This is a genomic window from Amycolatopsis sp. 505 (assembly GCF_031625235.1).
Lineage (GTDB): Bacteria > Actinomycetota > Actinomycetes > Mycobacteriales > Pseudonocardiaceae > Amycolatopsis.
The window spans coordinates 1-15898 of record NZ_JACKQP010000012.1 but is presented as its reverse complement, the minus strand read 5'-3'; the positions used below and the strand labels follow the sequence as shown (position 1 = coordinate 15898).

The 15898-nt window shown below is 71.4% G+C and carries 16 protein-coding genes and 1 rRNA gene; 4 read left to right on the top strand and 13 right to left on the bottom strand.

Features of this window, described 5'->3' with window-relative positions; genetic code table 11:
* The first annotated feature begins 128 nt into the window (after positions 1-128).
* A complete protein-coding gene (locus H5965_RS37430) occupies positions 129-1016 on the top strand; it encodes a hypothetical protein (RefSeq protein ID WP_310975779.1) in 888 nt (295 codons plus the stop codon).
* Positions 1017-1047: 31 nt separating this feature from the next.
* Here the strand turns inward: H5965_RS37430 and H5965_RS37425 are convergent, their stop codons facing one another.
* The 6 genes from H5965_RS37425 to H5965_RS37400 form a co-directional block, all read right to left on the bottom strand.
* Positions 1048-1233 carry a hypothetical protein gene (locus H5965_RS37425; protein WP_310975778.1) on the bottom strand — a complete coding sequence of 62 codons (186 nt, stop codon included), beginning with the start codon at positions 1231-1233 and terminating at the stop codon, positions 1048-1050.
* The gene (locus tag H5965_RS37420) at positions 1230-2096 is read right to left on the bottom strand and encodes a methyltransferase (protein ID WP_310975777.1); all 867 of its coding nucleotides are present in this window, start codon (positions 2094-2096) and stop codon (positions 1230-1232) included. The genes H5965_RS37425 and H5965_RS37420 overlap by 4 nt, the downstream gene beginning before the upstream one ends.
* 752 nt (positions 2097-2848) lie before the next feature.
* Positions 2849-3103, bottom strand: a complete 255-nt coding sequence (locus H5965_RS37415; RefSeq protein WP_310975776.1) for a hypothetical protein — start codon at positions 3101-3103, stop codon at positions 2849-2851.
* Positions 3100-3453: a WhiB family transcriptional regulator gene (locus tag H5965_RS37410; RefSeq protein WP_310975775.1), complete on the bottom strand. Its 354-nt coding sequence runs from the start codon at positions 3451-3453 to the stop codon at positions 3100-3102. The genes H5965_RS37415 and H5965_RS37410 overlap by 4 nt, the downstream gene beginning before the upstream one ends.
* A gap of 151 nt (positions 3454-3604) precedes the next feature.
* On the bottom strand, positions 3605-3862 hold the full coding sequence (locus H5965_RS37405; protein WP_310975774.1) for a hypothetical protein: 258 nt from the start codon (positions 3860-3862) through the stop codon (positions 3605-3607).
* 206 nt (positions 3863-4068) lie between these two features.
* Positions 4069-6165 (bottom strand): ATP-dependent DNA helicase UvrD2, encoded by a 2097-nt coding sequence (locus H5965_RS37400; protein WP_310975773.1) that lies wholly within the window; start codon positions 6163-6165, stop codon positions 4069-4071.
* A 56-nt stretch (positions 6166-6221) separates the two neighbouring features.
* Here H5965_RS37400 and H5965_RS37395 point away from each other — a divergent pair, with 56 nt between their 5' ends.
* Entirely contained in the window at positions 6222-6950 is a 729-nt protein-coding gene (locus H5965_RS37395; RefSeq protein WP_310975772.1) for a DUF4191 domain-containing protein, read from the top strand.
* A 162-nt stretch (positions 6951-7112) separates the two neighbouring features.
* Here H5965_RS37395 and H5965_RS37390 read toward each other — a convergent pair whose 3' ends face one another.
* Positions 7113-7502 carry an RDD family protein gene (locus H5965_RS37390; RefSeq protein ID WP_310976043.1) on the bottom strand — a complete coding sequence of 130 codons (390 nt, stop codon included), beginning with the start codon at positions 7500-7502 and terminating at the stop codon, positions 7113-7115.
* Positions 7503-7771: 269 nt separating this feature from the next.
* On the opposite strand from H5965_RS37390, the gene glnA reads away from it, so the two are divergent.
* Positions 7772-9196 (top strand): type I glutamate--ammonia ligase, encoded by a 1425-nt coding sequence (gene glnA, locus H5965_RS37385; protein WP_086850227.1) that lies wholly within the window; start codon positions 7772-7774, stop codon positions 9194-9196.
* A gap of 68 nt (positions 9197-9264) precedes the next feature.
* Here glnA and H5965_RS37380 read toward each other — a convergent pair whose 3' ends face one another.
* The 5 genes from H5965_RS37380 to H5965_RS37360 all read right to left on the bottom strand — a co-directional run bounded on the left by H5965_RS37380 (position 9265) and on the right by H5965_RS37360 (position 15137).
* The gene (locus H5965_RS37380) at positions 9265-9690 is read right to left on the bottom strand and encodes an acyl-CoA thioesterase (protein WP_310975771.1); all 426 of its coding nucleotides are present in this window, start codon (positions 9688-9690) and stop codon (positions 9265-9267) included.
* A gap of 14 nt (positions 9691-9704) precedes the next feature.
* Positions 9705-12680, bottom strand: coding sequence for a bifunctional [glutamine synthetase] adenylyltransferase/[glutamine synthetase]-adenylyl-L-tyrosine phosphorylase (locus tag H5965_RS37375; protein ID WP_310975770.1), 2976 nt, complete (start codon positions 12678-12680; stop codon positions 9705-9707).
* 29 nt (positions 12681-12709) lie between these two features.
* A complete protein-coding gene (locus tag H5965_RS37370) occupies positions 12710-13843 on the bottom strand; it encodes an inorganic phosphate transporter (RefSeq protein ID WP_310975768.1) in 1134 nt (377 codons plus the stop codon).
* Between the two features lie 94 nt (positions 13844-13937).
* On the bottom strand, positions 13938-14684 hold the full coding sequence (locus H5965_RS37365; protein ID WP_310975767.1) for a type 1 glutamine amidotransferase: 747 nt from the start codon (positions 14682-14684) through the stop codon (positions 13938-13940).
* 15 nt (positions 14685-14699) lie between these two features.
* Positions 14700-15137, bottom strand: coding sequence for a rhodanese-like domain-containing protein (locus H5965_RS37360; protein WP_310975766.1), 438 nt, complete (start codon positions 15135-15137; stop codon positions 14700-14702).
* A 111-nt stretch (positions 15138-15248) separates the two neighbouring features.
* On the opposite strand from H5965_RS37360, the gene H5965_RS37355 reads away from it, so the two are divergent.
* A complete protein-coding gene (locus H5965_RS37355; protein ID WP_310975765.1) occupies positions 15249-15695 on the top strand; it encodes an Lrp/AsnC family transcriptional regulator in 447 nt (148 codons plus the stop codon).
* A 79-nt stretch (positions 15696-15774) separates the two neighbouring features.
* Here H5965_RS37355 and rrf read toward each other — a convergent pair.
* Positions 15775-15891: ribosomal RNA gene (rrf, locus tag H5965_RS37350) — 5S ribosomal RNA — on the bottom strand.
* Positions 15892-15898: the final 7 nt, after the last annotated feature.

The following is a 15898-nucleotide window of genomic DNA, read 5'->3' as shown; positions in this document are numbered from 1 at the left end:
CGGTCGAGTTGTCCACAGGTGGCGGGGAGGGGGTTCCACCCGGTTGGCCGAGCGGTCATGATCTTTTTATGACTGCTACACAGTGCACCGATCCGCTCACCATTCGTAATCCGCGCGGGTGCGAGGTGATGAACCTCGAACAACTACGCCGGGCCGGGATATCCGACCGAAGAACCCGGCGGCTCTGCGGCCCGGGAGGGCCGTGGCGCCGCCTGCACCCCGGTGTCGTCCTGCTGCGCAACACGGCCCCGACACGGCAGCAGCTGCTGCACGCCGCGGTCGTGCGCTACGGGCCCGGGGTGGTGATCACCGGCGCCGACGCCCTGCAGGCCCACGGCGTGAAGTGCCCGGCGGAAAGCGACATCCACCTCCTGGTGCCCCACCACTGCCGGGTGGTGGCCTGCGAAGGCGTCCGCCTCGCGCGCACGGCCCGGCTACCGGACCCGGTCGAGGTCGACGACCTCCCGTTCGCGCCGCCGGCGAGGGCGACGCTGGACCTGGCCCGCTCGGAATCCGACCCGGCCCGCGTCCGGCACCTGCTGACGCTGCCGCTGTATTGGGGCCTCAGCAACCGCCCGGAGCTGCTGGCGGAGCTCGAGGCCGGCCCCCAGCGCGGCACGGCGTTGGTCCGCAGGGTACTGCGCGAACTCGACGAGGGGCCGATCCAGGCGCACGGCCTGGCCGCCCGGGTCCTGGACCGCGTACCGCTGCCGCCGCCGAGCTGGGACCAGACGATCTGCGACCGCCGCGGCCGCCGCATCGGCGAGGCGGACGCCTGGTGGGACGAGCTCGGCCTGGCCTGGCAGTACCGCTGCACCCCGGGCCCCGGAGGCGGCTTCAGCCACCTGGCCCTGGCGGCGACGGGGATCGTCCTGGTCCGCTGCACAGTGAGGCAGTTGCAGAGGGTCCCCCAGGAGGTGGCGCAGGAGCTGGCCAGGGCGTACGGCGAAGCGTCCCGCACACCCCGCCCCAAGGTCCGCGCGGTCCCGCAGACACCGATCGGCGACGCGGCCTGACGCCGCCATCACGCTCAGGAGGTCGAAGTGATCACCAGTACTCGTCCGGCAGCTTGCCTTCGATGTCCCGGACATGCTGCCGGGCGCAGTCCGGGCAGAGCCACCGCAGCGCGCCCCGCTCACGGGTGGACACCCAGGCGAGCGCCGTAGCCGGATCATCATCGGCAGCGCGAGCCCGCCCGCACCGCGTGCACACCACCGGCTCCGGCGCGGTCACCGCAACCGTCCACAGTGGATCGCCTTGGCGCCGAGCAGGTAGAGATCGTCCCGGCGGCCGAGAAAGTCCGGGCTCCGTGGATCGGTGAGCCGGGCAACGGCGGCGAGGTCATCGGCATCGAGCCAGTCCCCGGCCGACTCCGCAAGCCACCCGACGCGCTGAACGACGTACTCACGCAGCAGGTCGGAGCCGGGCATCGGGTGATCGATGAGAGCACCGAAAGATTCGACATCCTCGAGCCCGGCTTCGCGAAGAGCCCGCGGCCAGCCGTAGGGCATGCCGACACTGCCCGGAACCCCGGCCCGCATCCGTTCGAACCAAGTCCCCCGGGCAGCAAGCAACCGCTGCTCCAACCCGGGCCGCCCGACCCCCAGCTCCCAAGGAAGGCACCGCATCTCGAGCCCACCCTCCGAGACGGCCAGCACCCCACCGGCCCGCAACAAGCCGGCCAGCGTCCGCAGAGCGGCTTGCTGATCACCGGCGTGGTGCACCACCCCGGACGCCCAGACAAGATCGGCAGCGGGAACGGCCAGAGCAGGATCGGTGAGGTCCCCGAGCAGGCTGACAACCTCAACGGAGTCCCCAGCCACCTCGGCAACGGCCCGTTCGGCCTCGACGAGCAGCTTGGGAGTGGCATCGAAGAGCACAACGGTCCCGCCGGAGCCAAGGGCGAGCTCACGCGCGAAAAGCACGCTCATCCCGCCGGCCCCACACCCGACATCGACAACGGTCGGCCGAGCCCCAACGGACCCGACCAGCCGCCGAGCAACGGGCGCAAGCGCCTCGGCATCAAGGGCATCGGCCATGCGCAGCTGAGCCAGGCGGTCCGCCCAGTCGATGTCGCCGTGGGAATGTCCGGACATCACCCCATTCAACACCAGCACCCCGCCCTCGAAGCCCTGCGCAACGAGACCACCCGAAGGAGGCCAAGCCAGACCAGCGCACCCACCCCGCCCCGGCCCGGCGCACCTACCCCGCCCCACCCGGCACGGCGCACCCGCCCGGGCCCGCCCGGCACGGCGCACCGGCACCCACATCACAGCGACCACGCGCCAGCGCGCCCCGGCCCGGCCGGCCACGCTCCCCAGCGCGCCCCAGTCCGGCCCGGCCCGGCCGGCCACGCTCCCCAGCGCGCCCCGGCCCGGCCACGCTCCTCAGCCCGCCCCGGACCGCCGAACGCCCGCGCGCGACCACTCGCTGCCGGCGCGCCTCCGGCCCAGTCGCGCGCCGCCGCGGAACCGCTCCACCTGCCGAACCAAACCGCAGCGCGCCATCCACCCGCCGAACCAAACCGCAGCGCGCCACCTGCCGACCCAAACCGCACCGCGCCATCCACCCGCCGGACCAACCGCAGCGCGCCATCCACCCGCCGGACCAAACCGCGTAGTCCCGTCCCCGGGCCCGCAGCGCGATCCGCCCACCGGGCCGCGTCGGCCATCCACCCACTGGAGCACACCGCTCCGCGCGACCCGATCACCGAACCCACGCAGCACCATCCCCGGAGCCGCGTCGGCCAGCCACCCACCGGGCCCAACCGTGCGGCCCGCCCACCGGACCGCGCGCCAAAAGCGCGCAGGCCCCTGCCACCCCCAACAGGGGTGGCAGGGGCCTGCGCTCAGCTCTGGTCCTGGTACCGCTCAGCCCGACGAGCAGCCCACCGGGCCACTCGCGACCATCGCCGGGCGGCGCGGGCGCTACCTCGGGCCCGCTGGGCGCGGACCCCCTCCTCCAGGTCCCGTATTCGGGCCCGGGACAGTTCTTCGTAAAGCAACATCTCGCTGATCTCCTCGATCTCGGTCTTCGTCAACTGCAGCTGCTCGCTGCGGGGGTGAGCTTCGTAATCCCTCGTGGTGACCGGTTCGACGCTCATGCGGCGGCGCTCCGGTGATCGCCGCCGGCCTTGGCCGCGGCGGGCTCGACAGCGTTCTTGCGCGGGCGGCCGCGGGGCCGCTTGCGCGCGATCACCGCGCCGCGCTCGAAGATCTCGCCGCCCCAGACGCCCCAGGGCTCGCGACGAGCCAGGGCGCCCGCCAGGCAGGCCTCGCGGACCGGGCAGTCCGCGCACTGCGCCTTGGCGCGCTCGAGCTCGGCCGGGGACTCCGCGAACCACAGGTCCGCGTCGCCCGAACGGCAGGGCAGCGCGACGTCGGGGACGTCGATCGGGTCGAGCAGGTCGGCGAATATTGCCTCACCCGAGGTGTAGGCGATGGCCGAAGACATGGGGGTTCCTCCTTGTGTCGTACGGGTTTTCGGTTGAGTGCTGGAGCTGGGCAACGCTGGTTCCTCTTGGGTTGTGCAGCCAAAAACACGAAGGCCGCGGATCCGGGTTCTCCGGTTCCGCGGCCTTCGTGAGCCTCGTGTCCTGACTAGGTCAGGAACTTCGCTCCCGTATCGACAACGGAACACGGAACTGCTTGATGGTCGGCAGATCGGCCTGCGGGTACGCGGCGAGAACGCCCTGCGTCCCGAAGACGACGACACCGGTGGCCCAACGACGCGAGACGCGCCGCATGCCACGGATCTCGTGAGCGCTCGCGAACACACCGGTGCCCGGGCGCTGAGCAGCCGCAACTTCCGCGGCGCAGGACAGACGGGTGCCCGGGTTCGTGAGCGTCATGTTGATGGTCATTTCACCGGCACCTCCTTCTGTACTCTGTACACGCGGCCGCCGAGCGGCGCTGTCCGTAGATCCCCAGTCGAGCCCTTCGGGCTCGGTACTGGCAGGTTATTGCTCTCCACCACACCGGTGCAACTCAATTAACGGGAAAATCCTCGAAGTTACGAAGATCGCCCCTGAGCAGCGGGTTCGCCGCGTCGATCATGGTCCGGACGCGGTCAAGACCCCGTCGGCGCCCGGACGACGCCGAGGATCTCCGCGCCGAAGCGCTCGAGCTTCGTGGCGCCGATGCCGGAGATCGACACCAGCGCCGCCTCGTCGGCCGGGCGCTGCTCGGCGATGGCCATCAGCGTCGCGTCCGTGAAGACGACGAACGCCGGCACCTTGAGCTCGCGCGCCCGGTCCGCGCGCCACGACTTCAGCCGCTCCAGCAGGTCTTCATCCACTGTGGACGGGCAGCGCCCGCAGCGGCCCAGCTTGACCTCGAGGGTCTCGAGCAGCGGCCCGCCGCAGACGCGGCAGCGCGTCTTGACCGGCGTCGACGGCTTCTGCTGCTGGGACCGCGCCACCCTGGCGGCCGGGTGGTCCTCCGGGACCAGGCCGTAGAGGAACCGGCTGCGCCGCCGGTTGCGCCGCGCGCCCGGCGTACGGGCCAGCGCCCAGGACAGCCACAGGTGCTCGCGGGCCCGGGTGACGCCGACGTAGAACAGCCGCCGCTCCTCCTCGATCGCCGCTTCGTCGCCGTCGGCGTGCAGGATCGGCATCGTGCCCTCGGCCAGGCCGACCAGGAACACCGCGTCCCACTCCAGGCCCTTCGCCGCGTGCAGCGACGCCAGCGTCACGCCCTCGACCGTCGGCGGGTGCTGGGCCGCGGCGCGCTGGTCGAGCTCGGCGTTGAACCGGGGCAGGTCCGCGTCCTCGACCGTCGAGGCGAGCTCCTCGGCCAGCTCGACGATCGCCAGCAGCGCGTCCCAGCGCTCCTTCGCCGCGCCACCCGCCGGCGGCGACTCGGTCAGGCCGACCCGCGCGAGCACCGACCGCACCGTCGTGACCAGGTCGGAGCTGACGTCGCCGCTCGCCGCCCGCAGCGCGGACATCGCCTGCCGGACCTCCGTCCGGTTGAAGAACCGCTCGCCGCCGCGGACCAGGTACGGGATGCCGGCGTCGGCCAGCGCCGACTCGTAGGCCTCCGACTGGGCGTTGATCCGGTACAGGACCGCGATCTCGCTCGCCGAGACGCCGCCGTCGAGCAGCTCGCGCACCCGGCGCGCGACGGCGCCCGCCTCGACCGCCTCGTCGTCGAACTCGGCGAAGCGCGGCTCCGGTCCCGGCGGCCGCTGCCCGATCAGCTTCAGCCGCGAGCCCGCCGGCCGTCCCCGCGCCGCGCCGATCACGCGGTTGGCCAGCGCGACGACCTCGGGCGTCGACCGGTAGTCGCGTTCGAGGCGGACGACGGTGGCGTCCGGGTAGCGCCGCGTGAACTCCAGCAGCGGCCGCGGCGACGCGCCGCCGAAGGAGTAGATGGTCTGGTTGGCGTCGCCGACGACGGTCAGGTCGTCGCGGCCGCCGAGCCACGCGTCGAGCAGGCGCTGCTGCAGCGGCGTGACGTCCTGGTACTCGTCGACGACGAAGCAGCGGTAGCGGTCCCGGAATTCCTCGGCGACGGCACCGTGTTCCTCGAGCACCGCGGTCGTGTGCAACAGGAGGTCGTCGAAGTCGAGCACCTGCGCGGCGTTCTTCAGCTCCTCGTAGATCCGGTAGACCTCGGCGACCTGCGCCGCCGGTGCCGGAATGTCGCGCTGGGCGCGTGCGGTGACGGCCGGGTAGTCGTCCGGGCTGATCAGCGACGCCTTCGCCCACTCGATCTCGCTCGCCAGGTCGCGCAGGACTTCGACCTCGGTGCCGAGCTTGGCCCGGTTCGCGGCCTGGCCGACGTACCGCAGCTTGTTCTCCAGCAGGTCCCACGGCCGGTCCCCGACCACGCGCGGCCAGAAGTACCGGAGCTGGCGGCGGGCGGCGGCGTGGAACGTCAGCGCCTGCGCCGCGTCGACGCCGAGGCCGCGCAGCCGGGTCCGCATCTCCCCCGCGGCGCGCGTCGTGAAGGTGACGGCGAGGACCTGACCGGCGGAAACGTGCCCGGACCGGACCAAGTGGGCAATCCGGTGGGTGATCGTGCGGGTCTTGCCCGTGCCGGCGCCCGCCAGCACGCAGACCGGCCCCCGTGGGGCACTGGCGGCGGCGCGCTGCTCGGGGTCGAGGCCATCGAGCAGACGGTTCAGGCTCCTGGGTGAAAGTACGCCGGTCACGTCCGGCATCCTCGCAGAGGGGGACGGGGAAACGGGGCAGGGGCACGCGGCCGTATCCTGGTCATATGGCGGGTAAGCAGGACAAGGAAGCGGCCAAGCAGGCCAAGAAGGAGAAGCGCGCGGCGAGCAAGGCACGCCGTGGCCAGCTCTTCGAGGCCTTCAAGATGCAGCGCAAGGAAGACCCCTGGCTCATCCCGTGGATGGTCGGGGCGATCGTCGTCGTCGCCGGCGTGGCGTTCGGCATCGGGTTCTTCTTCGACGCGCAGTGGGTGCTGCTGCCGCTGGGCCTGATCCTCGGCGCCCTGCTCGCCATGATCATCTTCGGCCGGCGCGTCCAGAAGACGGTCTACTCGAAGGCCGACGGCCAGCCCGGCGCCGCGGCGTGGGCGCTGGAGAACCTGCGCGGCCGCTGGAAGGTGACGCCGACCGTGGCGGCGACCACGCAGCTCGACGCGGTGCACCGGGTCCTCGGCGGCCCCGGCGTCGTGCTGGTCGCCGAAGGCGCGCCGCACCGCGTGAAGACCCTGCTCGCCCAGGAGAAGAAGCGCGTCTCCCGCCTGATCGGCGACACGCCGATCTACGACGTGACGATCGGCCACGACGACGGCCAGCTCCCGCTGAAGAAGCTCCAGGGCTACCTGATGAAGCTGCCTCGCAACCTCAAGCCGGCCCAGGTCGACGCGCTCGAGGCGAAGCTGGCCGCCCTCGGCAACCGCGGCGCGGCCCTGCCGAAGGGCCCGATGCCGGCCGGCGCGAAGATGCGCAACGTCCAGCGGACGATCCGCCGCCGCTGACCCCTCTGTAGAGAAGGCCCCCGCCCGAATCCCGGGTGGGGGCCTTTTCACGCTCGCCCGGGCCCTCGGCCGCCGGTGCCGCGAATGACTCATTCGGGACCTCCCACGTCCCGAATGAGTCATTCGCGACGTGCGGCTCGGGGTGGCGGCCGGGCGCGCCGGTCAGCGCATCCGGATGACCACGGTGCCGGTCAGCCGGTCGAGCCAGCTGCGGCCGTCGGCGTTGCGGACCGCCGCCGGGATGAGCACGAACGTCAGCGCGGCCCGGACCAGCGCGCGCAGCGGGCCGACCAGCGCGGCGCCGTCGAGCCGGGCGACGCGGATGCCGACCGCGGCCATCCCCGGCGTGAAGCCGAAGAAACCGGCCGAGATGACCGAGATGGCCGCCCACACGCCGCCGGACCAGAGGTTGAACTGCTGCATCGCGGCCGGGTCCTGCAGGCTCGGGTGCAGGAAGATGGCCGTGACCAGGGCCGCCACCACGAGGTCGACGATCAGCCCGAGCAGCCGCGCGCCCCCGCTCGCCGCCGAGCCGACGCCCGACTCCGGCAAACCGAACTTCTCGCCCGGCCACCGCGAGCCGTGTTGATCAGTCCCCGGACCACCGTCGCCGGTGCCGGGCAGCCATTCACCGGTCCATCTCGCCACCCGTCCAGGGTATGCCGGTGGCGTGGAGCACATCCGACCTGGTCGGATACCCGATATCGACCACCCGTTAACACCGGCGAAACATACGGGTGACGGTCGGGCAACACCGCACTTTTAGCGTGAGCCGAAGAGAGCACTGCCGTACGAGCTCGAACGAGAAGGAGTCACCGAGGGTGCCCACTACTCCAGACGACATCCAGCGCCTCATCGCCGATGAGGACGTCGAGGTCATCGACGTCCAGTTCTGCGACCTGCCCGGCGTGATGCAGCACTTCACGGTTCCCGCGAAGGCCTTCACCGAAGAGGCCTTCGAAGAGGGTCTCGCGTTCGACGGCTCCTCGGTGCGCGGCTTCCAGTCCATCCACGAGTCCGACATGCTGCTGCTGCCGGACGCGGCCACCGCGCGGATCGACCCGTTCCGCAAGGCGAAGACGCTGGCCCTCAACTTCTTCGTGCACGACCCGTTCACCCGTGAGGCGTACAGCCGCGACCCGCGCAACATCGCGCGCAAGGCCGAGCAGTACATCTCCGAGTACGGCGTCGCCGACAACGTCTACTTCGGTCCCGAAGCCGAGTTCTACATCTTCGACTCGGTCCGCTTCGACTCCGCCGAGCACGCCTCCTTCCACGAGATCGACTCGATCGAGGGCTGGTGGAACACCGGCGCCGACGAGGTGGGCGGCAACCAGGGCTACAAGACGAAGTTCAAGGGCGGCTACTTCCCCGTCCCGCCGGTCGACCACTTCGCCGACCTGCGCGACGACATCGTCCGCAACCTGCAGGGCTCCGGTTTCGAGATCGAGCGCGCGCACCACGAGGTGGGCACCGCCGGCCAGACCGAGATCAACTACAAGTTCAACACGCTGCTGCACGCGGCGGACGACCTGCAGCTGTTCAAGTACATCGTGAAGAACACGGTGTTCGCGGCGGGCAAGACGGCGACGTTCATGCCGAAGCCCCTCGCCGGCGACAACGGCTCGGGCATGCACTGCCACCAGTCGCTGTGGAAGGACGGCCAGCCGCTGTTCCACGACGAGTCGGGCTACGCCGGCCTGTCGGACACCGCGCGCCACTACATCGGCGGCCTGCTCAAGCACGCCCCGAGCCTGCTGGCCTTCACGAACCCGACGGTGAACTCCTACCACCGCCTGGTCCCGGGCTTCGAGGCCCCGGTTTCGCTGGTCTACTCGCAGCGCAACCGCTCGGCCTGCGTCCGCATCCCGATCACGGGCAACAACCCGAAGGCCAAGCGCGCCGAGTTCCGCTGCCCGGACTCGTCGGGCAACCCGTACCTGGCGTTCTCGGCGATGATGATGGCCGGCCTCGACGGCATCCGGAACAAGATCGAGCCCCCGGAGCCGATCGACAAGGACCTCTACGAGCTCCCGCCCGAGGAGGCCAAGGACGTCAAGCTCGTCCCGGGCGACCTCGGCACGGTCCTCGACACCCTGGAAGCGGACCACGACTACCTCCTCGAGGGCGGCGTGTTCACCCCCGACGTGATCGAGACGTGGATCTCGTACAAGCGCGAGAACGAGATCGACCCGCTGCGCCTGCGCCCCCACCCGTACGAGTTCGCCCTGTACTACGACGTGTGATCGGCTAGGACGCCCCGGACACGCCGGTGGCGAGGAGCGAACAGCCCTCGCCACCGGCGTTTCTCGTCTCACTCCGACGGCGACAGCAGCTTCATGTCCGCGCCCGCGGCCTCGTAGTGGCCGCGCGGGTCCGCCACCAGCTTGCGGCGCTCCAGGTCCATCAGCCCCAGCGTGCAGGTGATCTCCGCCGCCAGCGTGCCGTCCGGCTTGAGGATGTTCGAATCCATCCTGAACGTCTTGCCGCTGCCGAACTTGACTTCGCACGTCACGTCGACCTCGTCGCCCGCGCGCAGCTCGCGGCGGAACACCACGTGCGTCTCCAGGAGCACCGAAGCCAGGCCCGGCAACCCCTTCAGCGCGCCCGCCGCTTCGAGGAGTTCCAAGCGGGATACCTCGCCGTACGAGTGGTACACGGCGTGGTTGAGGTGGCCCAGGGTGTCCAGCTCGTAGTGCCGGACCTTGATCCGGGTCCGGAACGGCTCGTGATCGGTCACCAGGCCACTGTAGGTCAGGCCTCGTAGAACAGGTGCTCCACCACCGCGTGCGCCCGCCTGGTGATGCGGCGGTACGTGTCGAGGAACTCGCCGGGGTCGTCGCCCGCCGACTGGCCGAGGACGCGGGCCACCGCCGCCAGGTCGCGGCCCGAACCCGGCACCTGGTCGACCGCCTTGCCGCGCACCAGCATCCCCGCGTTGCGGACGCGGGTCGCCAGCAGCCACGCCTCGGCCAGCGAGTCCGCCTCGGCCTGCTCGGCCAGGCCCGCCTCCGGGAGCACCGCCAGCGCGTCGAGCGTCGACGTCGTCCGCAACCCCTCGACCTCGTGGGCGTGCTGGAGCTGCAGCAGCTGCACTGTCCACTCGACGTCCGCGAGGCCGCCGCGGCCGAGTTTCGTGTGCAGCGTCGCGTCGGCGCCGCGCGGCATTCGCTCCGTCTCCACCCGGGCCTTGATGCGGCGGATCTCGCGCGCCTTCGTCGCGTCGAGGCCGCCTTCGGGGTAGCGGATCGGGTCGATCATCGCGATGAAACGGTCGCCGAGGTCGTCGTCGCCCGCGATGAACCGGGCGCGCAGCAGCGCCTGTGCCTCCCACACCTCGCCCCACCTCGCGTAGTACGCGCGGTAGGACTCCAGCGTGCGGACCAGCGGCCCGCTCCGGCCCTCCGGGCGCAGGTCGGCGTCGACCTCCAGCGCGGGGTCCGAGCTCGGCGCGCCCAGCATCTTCCGGACGGTCTCCGCGACCGACGAAGCGAACTTCACGGCGTCGGAGTCCGAGACCCCTTCGGACGGCTCGCACACGAAGAGCACGTCGGCGTCGGAGCCGTAGCCGAGTTCGGCGCCACCGAGCCGGCCCATGCCGATGACGGCGATGCGCGCCGGCGTCCGGCCGAGTTCGGCCTGCCGCTGGCGGAACGCCGAGGCCAGCGCGCCCTGCAGCACCGCGACCCAGACCGAAGACAGCGCTTCGCAGACCGCCGGGACGTCGAGCAGCCCGAGCAGGTCCGCGCAGGCGACGCGCAGGAGTTCGTGCCGCCGCAGGGAACGTGCGGCGGCGATGGCCGCGTTCAGCCCGGGCTGACGCCGGACGGCGGCCCGCAGCGACGTCGCCACCTCGGCGGGCGTGCGGCCCAGCAGCCGGGCCGGGTCGCCGAGCAGCTGCAGCACCTCCGGCGCTCGGACCAGCAGGTCCGGCACCAGCCGGGACGTGCCCAGCAGGAAGGCGAGGTTCTCCACGACCGTGCCCTCGTCGCGCAGCACCCGCAGGTACCACGGCGTGTCTTCGAGCGCCTCGGACACCTTCCGGTACGACAGCAGGCCGCCGTCGGGGTCGGGGGTGTCGGCGAAGAGGTCGAGCAGCACCGGCAGCAGCGCCTGCTGGATCGCCGCGCGGCGCGAAACGCCCGCGGTCAGGGTCTTGATGTGCTGGAGCGCGCCGTCGGGTGCGGTGTAGCCGAGCGCGGCCAGGCGGCTGGCCGCCTGCTTGGTGGTCAGGCGCAGCGCCTCGGTCGGCACGTTCGCGACCGACTGCAGCAGCGGCCGGTAGAAGATCTTCTCGTGCAGGCGCCGGATGCCCTTGCCGTGCCGCCGGAACTCCGCGAGCAGCGCCTCGCCCTGGGTCTTGCCGCCGCTCGCCTTGATCCCGCTGGACCGGGCGATGATCCGCAGCTCGTCGGTGTCCGCGGGCGCCGGGAACAGGTGGGTCCGGCGCAGCCGCCGCAGCTGCAGCCGGTGCTCGATCATCCGCAGGAACTCATACGACGCGCCCAGCTCGGCGGCGTCCTGACGGCCGACGTAGCCGCCTTCGCCGAGCGCCTCGAGCGCGTCCATCGTGGACGGTGAACGCAGGTCCGCGTCGACCCGGCCGTGCACGAGCTGCAGCAGCTGCACCGCGAACTCGACGTCACGCAGGCCGCCGCGGCCCAGCTTCAGCTCGCGCTCGGCGTGCTCGGACGGCACGTGCCCCTCGACCCGGCGGCGCATCTGCTGCACCTCGGCGACGAAGTTCTCCCGGTCGGCCGCCGACCACACCAGCGGCGCCACCATTTCGGCGTACTGACGGCCGAGCTCGGCGTCGCCCGCCACCGGCCGCGCCTTGAGCAGCGCCTGAAACTCCCAGGTCTTGGCCCACTTCTGGTAGTAACCGTGGTGGCCGTCCAGCGTGCGGACGAGCGCGCCGGCCTTGCCCTCGGGGCGCAGCGCCGCGTCGACCTCGAAGCACGCCTTGCCGACGACCCGCATCATCGTGCTCGCCAGCCGCGTCGCGAGGCCGAGGTCGCCTTCGCCGACGAAGATGACGTCGACGTCGCTGACGTAGTTGAGCTCCCGGCCGCCGCACTTGCCCATCGCGATGATCGCCAGGGTGCCTTCGGCGGACGCGCCGGCTTCGGCCTCGGCGACGACCAGCCCGGCGGCGAGCGCGGCTTCGGCCAGTTCGGTCAGCTGCGCCGCGACCTCGGCGTAGCGGGGGTGCTCGAGCCCGGCCTCGACGACGTGCCCGAGGTCGGCGGCGGCGATGCCGAGCAGCTGGCCGCGGTAGGCGACCTTGAGGGCCTGCTCGGCCTTGAGCCCGGTGAGCACGGAACCGTCGTCGTCCAGGAGCGCCGTGCGCAGGGCCTCGCGGTAGCAGGCGGAGTCGGTGCACTTGTCGCCGATGAGCGAGCGCCACTGCTCCGGGTTCGCGGCGAGGAAGTCGGCCAGCGCGCTCGACGTCCCGAGCACGCTGAGGAACCGCCCGCGGAAGGTGCGGTGGCCGCGGAGCTGCGGTTCGAGCTCGGCCCACTCGGCGGCGTCGGCCTCACGGATCCGGTCCAGGCCGCGCAGCGCGAGATCTGGGTCGGCGGTGCGGGACAACGCCGCGAGCACGTCGGCGGCCGGCTCGACCGGGCCGGCGTCGGCCCACCAGCCGGCCGCGCGCAACTGGCCCTCGGCACGGGAGTCGGTGAAGCCGTACCTCGCCGCCGAAGCGGTCGTTCGCGCGCGGTCTGCCATCACCGACCACCGTAGCCGGGGATGGCGGCTCAGGCGGCGAGCCGGCCCGGCTCGGTCCCGGCGGGCGTCGGCTCGGGCACCTGGAAGCTGTGCGCGGTGACGGGGTGGCGTCGCGAAAGCAGGTAGATGCCGAGGCCGACGCCGGCCCCGGCGACGCCCACGGCGATGGTGCCGGCGTTGCCGAGCGAGGCGATCTTGCCGGAGATCGCGCCGACGATCGCGGCGGCGGGCAGCGTGAACAGCCAGGCGACGACCATCCGGCCGGCCATCCGCCAGCGGACCGGCGCGTCCCGGCGGCCGACGCCGGAGCCGACGATCCCGCCGGAGCAGACGTGCGTCGTCGACAGCGGGAAGCCCAGCCGCGACGAGACCAGGATGACCAGCGCCGAGCTCGTCTGGGCGGCGAAGCCCTGCGGGCCCTCGATGTCGGTGAGGCCCTTGCCCAGGGTGTGGGTGATGCGCCAGCCGCCGAGGTAGGTGCCGAGCGCGAGCGCGCACGCGGCGCTGATGATCACCCAGATGGGCGGCGACGCGCCCGCGGGGAGGCTGCCGGCGGTGACGAGCGTGAGCGTGATGACGCCCATCGTCTTCTGCGCGTCGTTGGTGCCGTGCGCGAGCGAGACCAGGGACGCCGAGACGATCTGGCCGACCTTGAACCCGCGGGTGGCGGGCCGGCCGCGGACCAGGAAGCGGTAGACGAGGTAGGTGGCCGTCATCGCGACGAGCCCGGCGATGACCGGGCTGGCCGCGGCCGGCAGCAGGACCTTCTCGACGATCTTTCCGAAGTGGACCGAGTCGGTCCCCGCGGAGATCCAGGTGGCGCCGATCAGGCCGCCGAACAGCGCGTGCGACGAACTCGACGGCAGGCCGACGAACCACGTCACGAGGTTCCAGACGATCGCGCCGATCAGCCCGCCGAAGACGATCGCCGGGCCGATCCTGGTGTCGTCCACCAGGCCGCTGGAGATCGTCTTGGCGACCTCGACCGACAGGAACGCGCCGACCAGGTTCAGCACCGCCGAGATCGCGACGGCCACGCGGGGCTTGAGCGCCCCGGTGGCGATCGACGTGGCCATCGAGTTCGCGGTGTCGTGGAACCCGTTCGTGAAATCGAAAATGAGGGCCGTGACGACGACGACCACGACCAGCAACGAGGGTTGCACCCCGACCTCCGCACCCTTGTGGGGACTCCTCCCGCAAGGTACCTGACGGGTACGCCTGGCGTTAACAGGACGTTGCTGGTTGTGACCTCTGTCGTTAAGCCAGCGGTAACGTCCGTTGACTTGTCAGCGCGGGTTCGAGTTCTCCGGCGGCGAGCTTGACGAACCGCTGGGCGAAGGGGCGCCAGGTCTCCTCGATGTCGGCGTGCACGGTCACCAGCGAGTCGTGCTCGAGCGAGCCGGGCCGGGCGAATTCGGCTTCTTCGGGGCATTCCGCGGCCCAGCTCTCGACGACTTCGGGCGTCGTCTCGATGTGGAACTGGACACCGTAGACACAACGCCCGAGCCGGTAGGCCTGGTGGGCGTAGCGCGGGGAGGACGCGAGCAGCTCGGCGCCGGGTGGGAGCCGGGTGATGGCGTCGGTGTGGAACTGGAGGACGTCCTGCACGAGCGGCAGGTCGGCGAACAGCGGGTCGGTCCACGCCGCGTCCTTCTTGCTGACGAGGTGCGGACCGACCTCCGGCCCGTCCGGGGCGACCTCGACGCGGCCCCCGGTGGCGACGGCCAGCAGCTGCGAGCCGAGGCAGATGCCCAGGGTGGGCAGGTTCTTCGCGGCGGCCTTGGCCAGCAGCCGCCGGACGTCGGCGAGCCACGGGTGCTTCGCGTCGTCCTCGGCGCCCATGCCGCCACCGAGGCAGACGACGGCCTGGTAGCCGTCGAGCTCGGGCAGGTCTTGCTCCGGCTGCAGGCGGACGTCGAGTTCCGCGCCGGCCTCGGTCAGCCAGTCGCCGAGGGGGCCCAGCGGGTCCGACGTGTCCGGCTGGATGATCAGGATTCGGGTCACGTTGTCCAGGGTAGGTCAGCAGGCACAGCGGATTCCCTCTGTCTTGACTCCTTCTGCCGTGGTGCCTTCGACGGGGTAGCCGGCGGCGATCCAGCTCGTGATGCCGCCGGAGAGCCGTTTCACCTTGAAGCCGAGCTGGGCGAGCTTGAGTGCGCCCTTGGTGGCGGCGTTGCAGACGGTGCTTTCGCAGTAGCAGACGTACACGAGGTCGCGGTCGAGGTGTTGCGTGCTTTCCGGTGTCATGTCCCGGTAGGGCAGGTTGATCGCGCCGGGGATGCGGGCGTGGGCGAAGGCTTCGGGCGCTCGCGTTTCGACGACGATGTAGCCGTCCGTGCGGGCGGCTTCGAGGTCTTGGACGAGGTCGTCGGGATCGACCTCGAAGCCGAGCTCGGCCGCGAAGTGCGCGGCGGCGGCCTCGGGTGCGGCGGCGGGAAAGGCGAGTGTGCGCGTCATGGGGTAAATCCTGCTGGGACAGCGGGTTTCCGGACAGGGCAGAATCGGCGTGGAAGCCCGGCCCGGCCGGGGATTTCCCTGTTCTGGCCCTGCGAATCCGGGAGAGTTGCGGTGGACCACCTCGACGACGTCGACTGGCGCCTCTTGGAGCTCCTCCAGGAGGACGGCCGACTGAGTTTCTCGGAGCTGGGGCGCCGGGTATCGCTGTCGGGCTCGGCGGTGACGGAGCGGGTCCGCCGTCTCGAGGAGCGCGGAGTGATCACGGGCTACGCGGCGAGCGTGGACACGACGAAGCTGGGGCTGCCGATCGAGGCGTTGGTCCGGGCGCGGGTGCGTAGCCTGGACACGCCGCGGTTCCGGGCGGCGGTGTTGCCGCTGCCGCAGGTGGTGGCCGCGGATCACGTGACGGGTGAGGAGTGCTGGGTCCTGCGGGTGCTGTGCCGGGACACCGCGGAGCTGGAGGAGCTGCTGGAGAAGGTGCAGCGGTACGGGGAGACGAGCACATCGCTGGTGTTGTCGTCACCATTGCGGCGGCGGCCGCCGGCTCGGCCGAGCTGACCGTGTCCCGGACATGAGAAAAGAGCCTGGGCCGGGAGACTGTTGGTCTCGACCGGGCCCAGGCCCTCTCCTAAATTAAGTTCGGCGGTGTCCTACTCTCCCACAACCCTTCGGTTGCAGTACCATCGGCGCTGTCAGGCTTAGCTTCCGGGTTCGGAATGGGACCGGGCGTTTCCCTGACGCTATAACCACCGAAACACTAC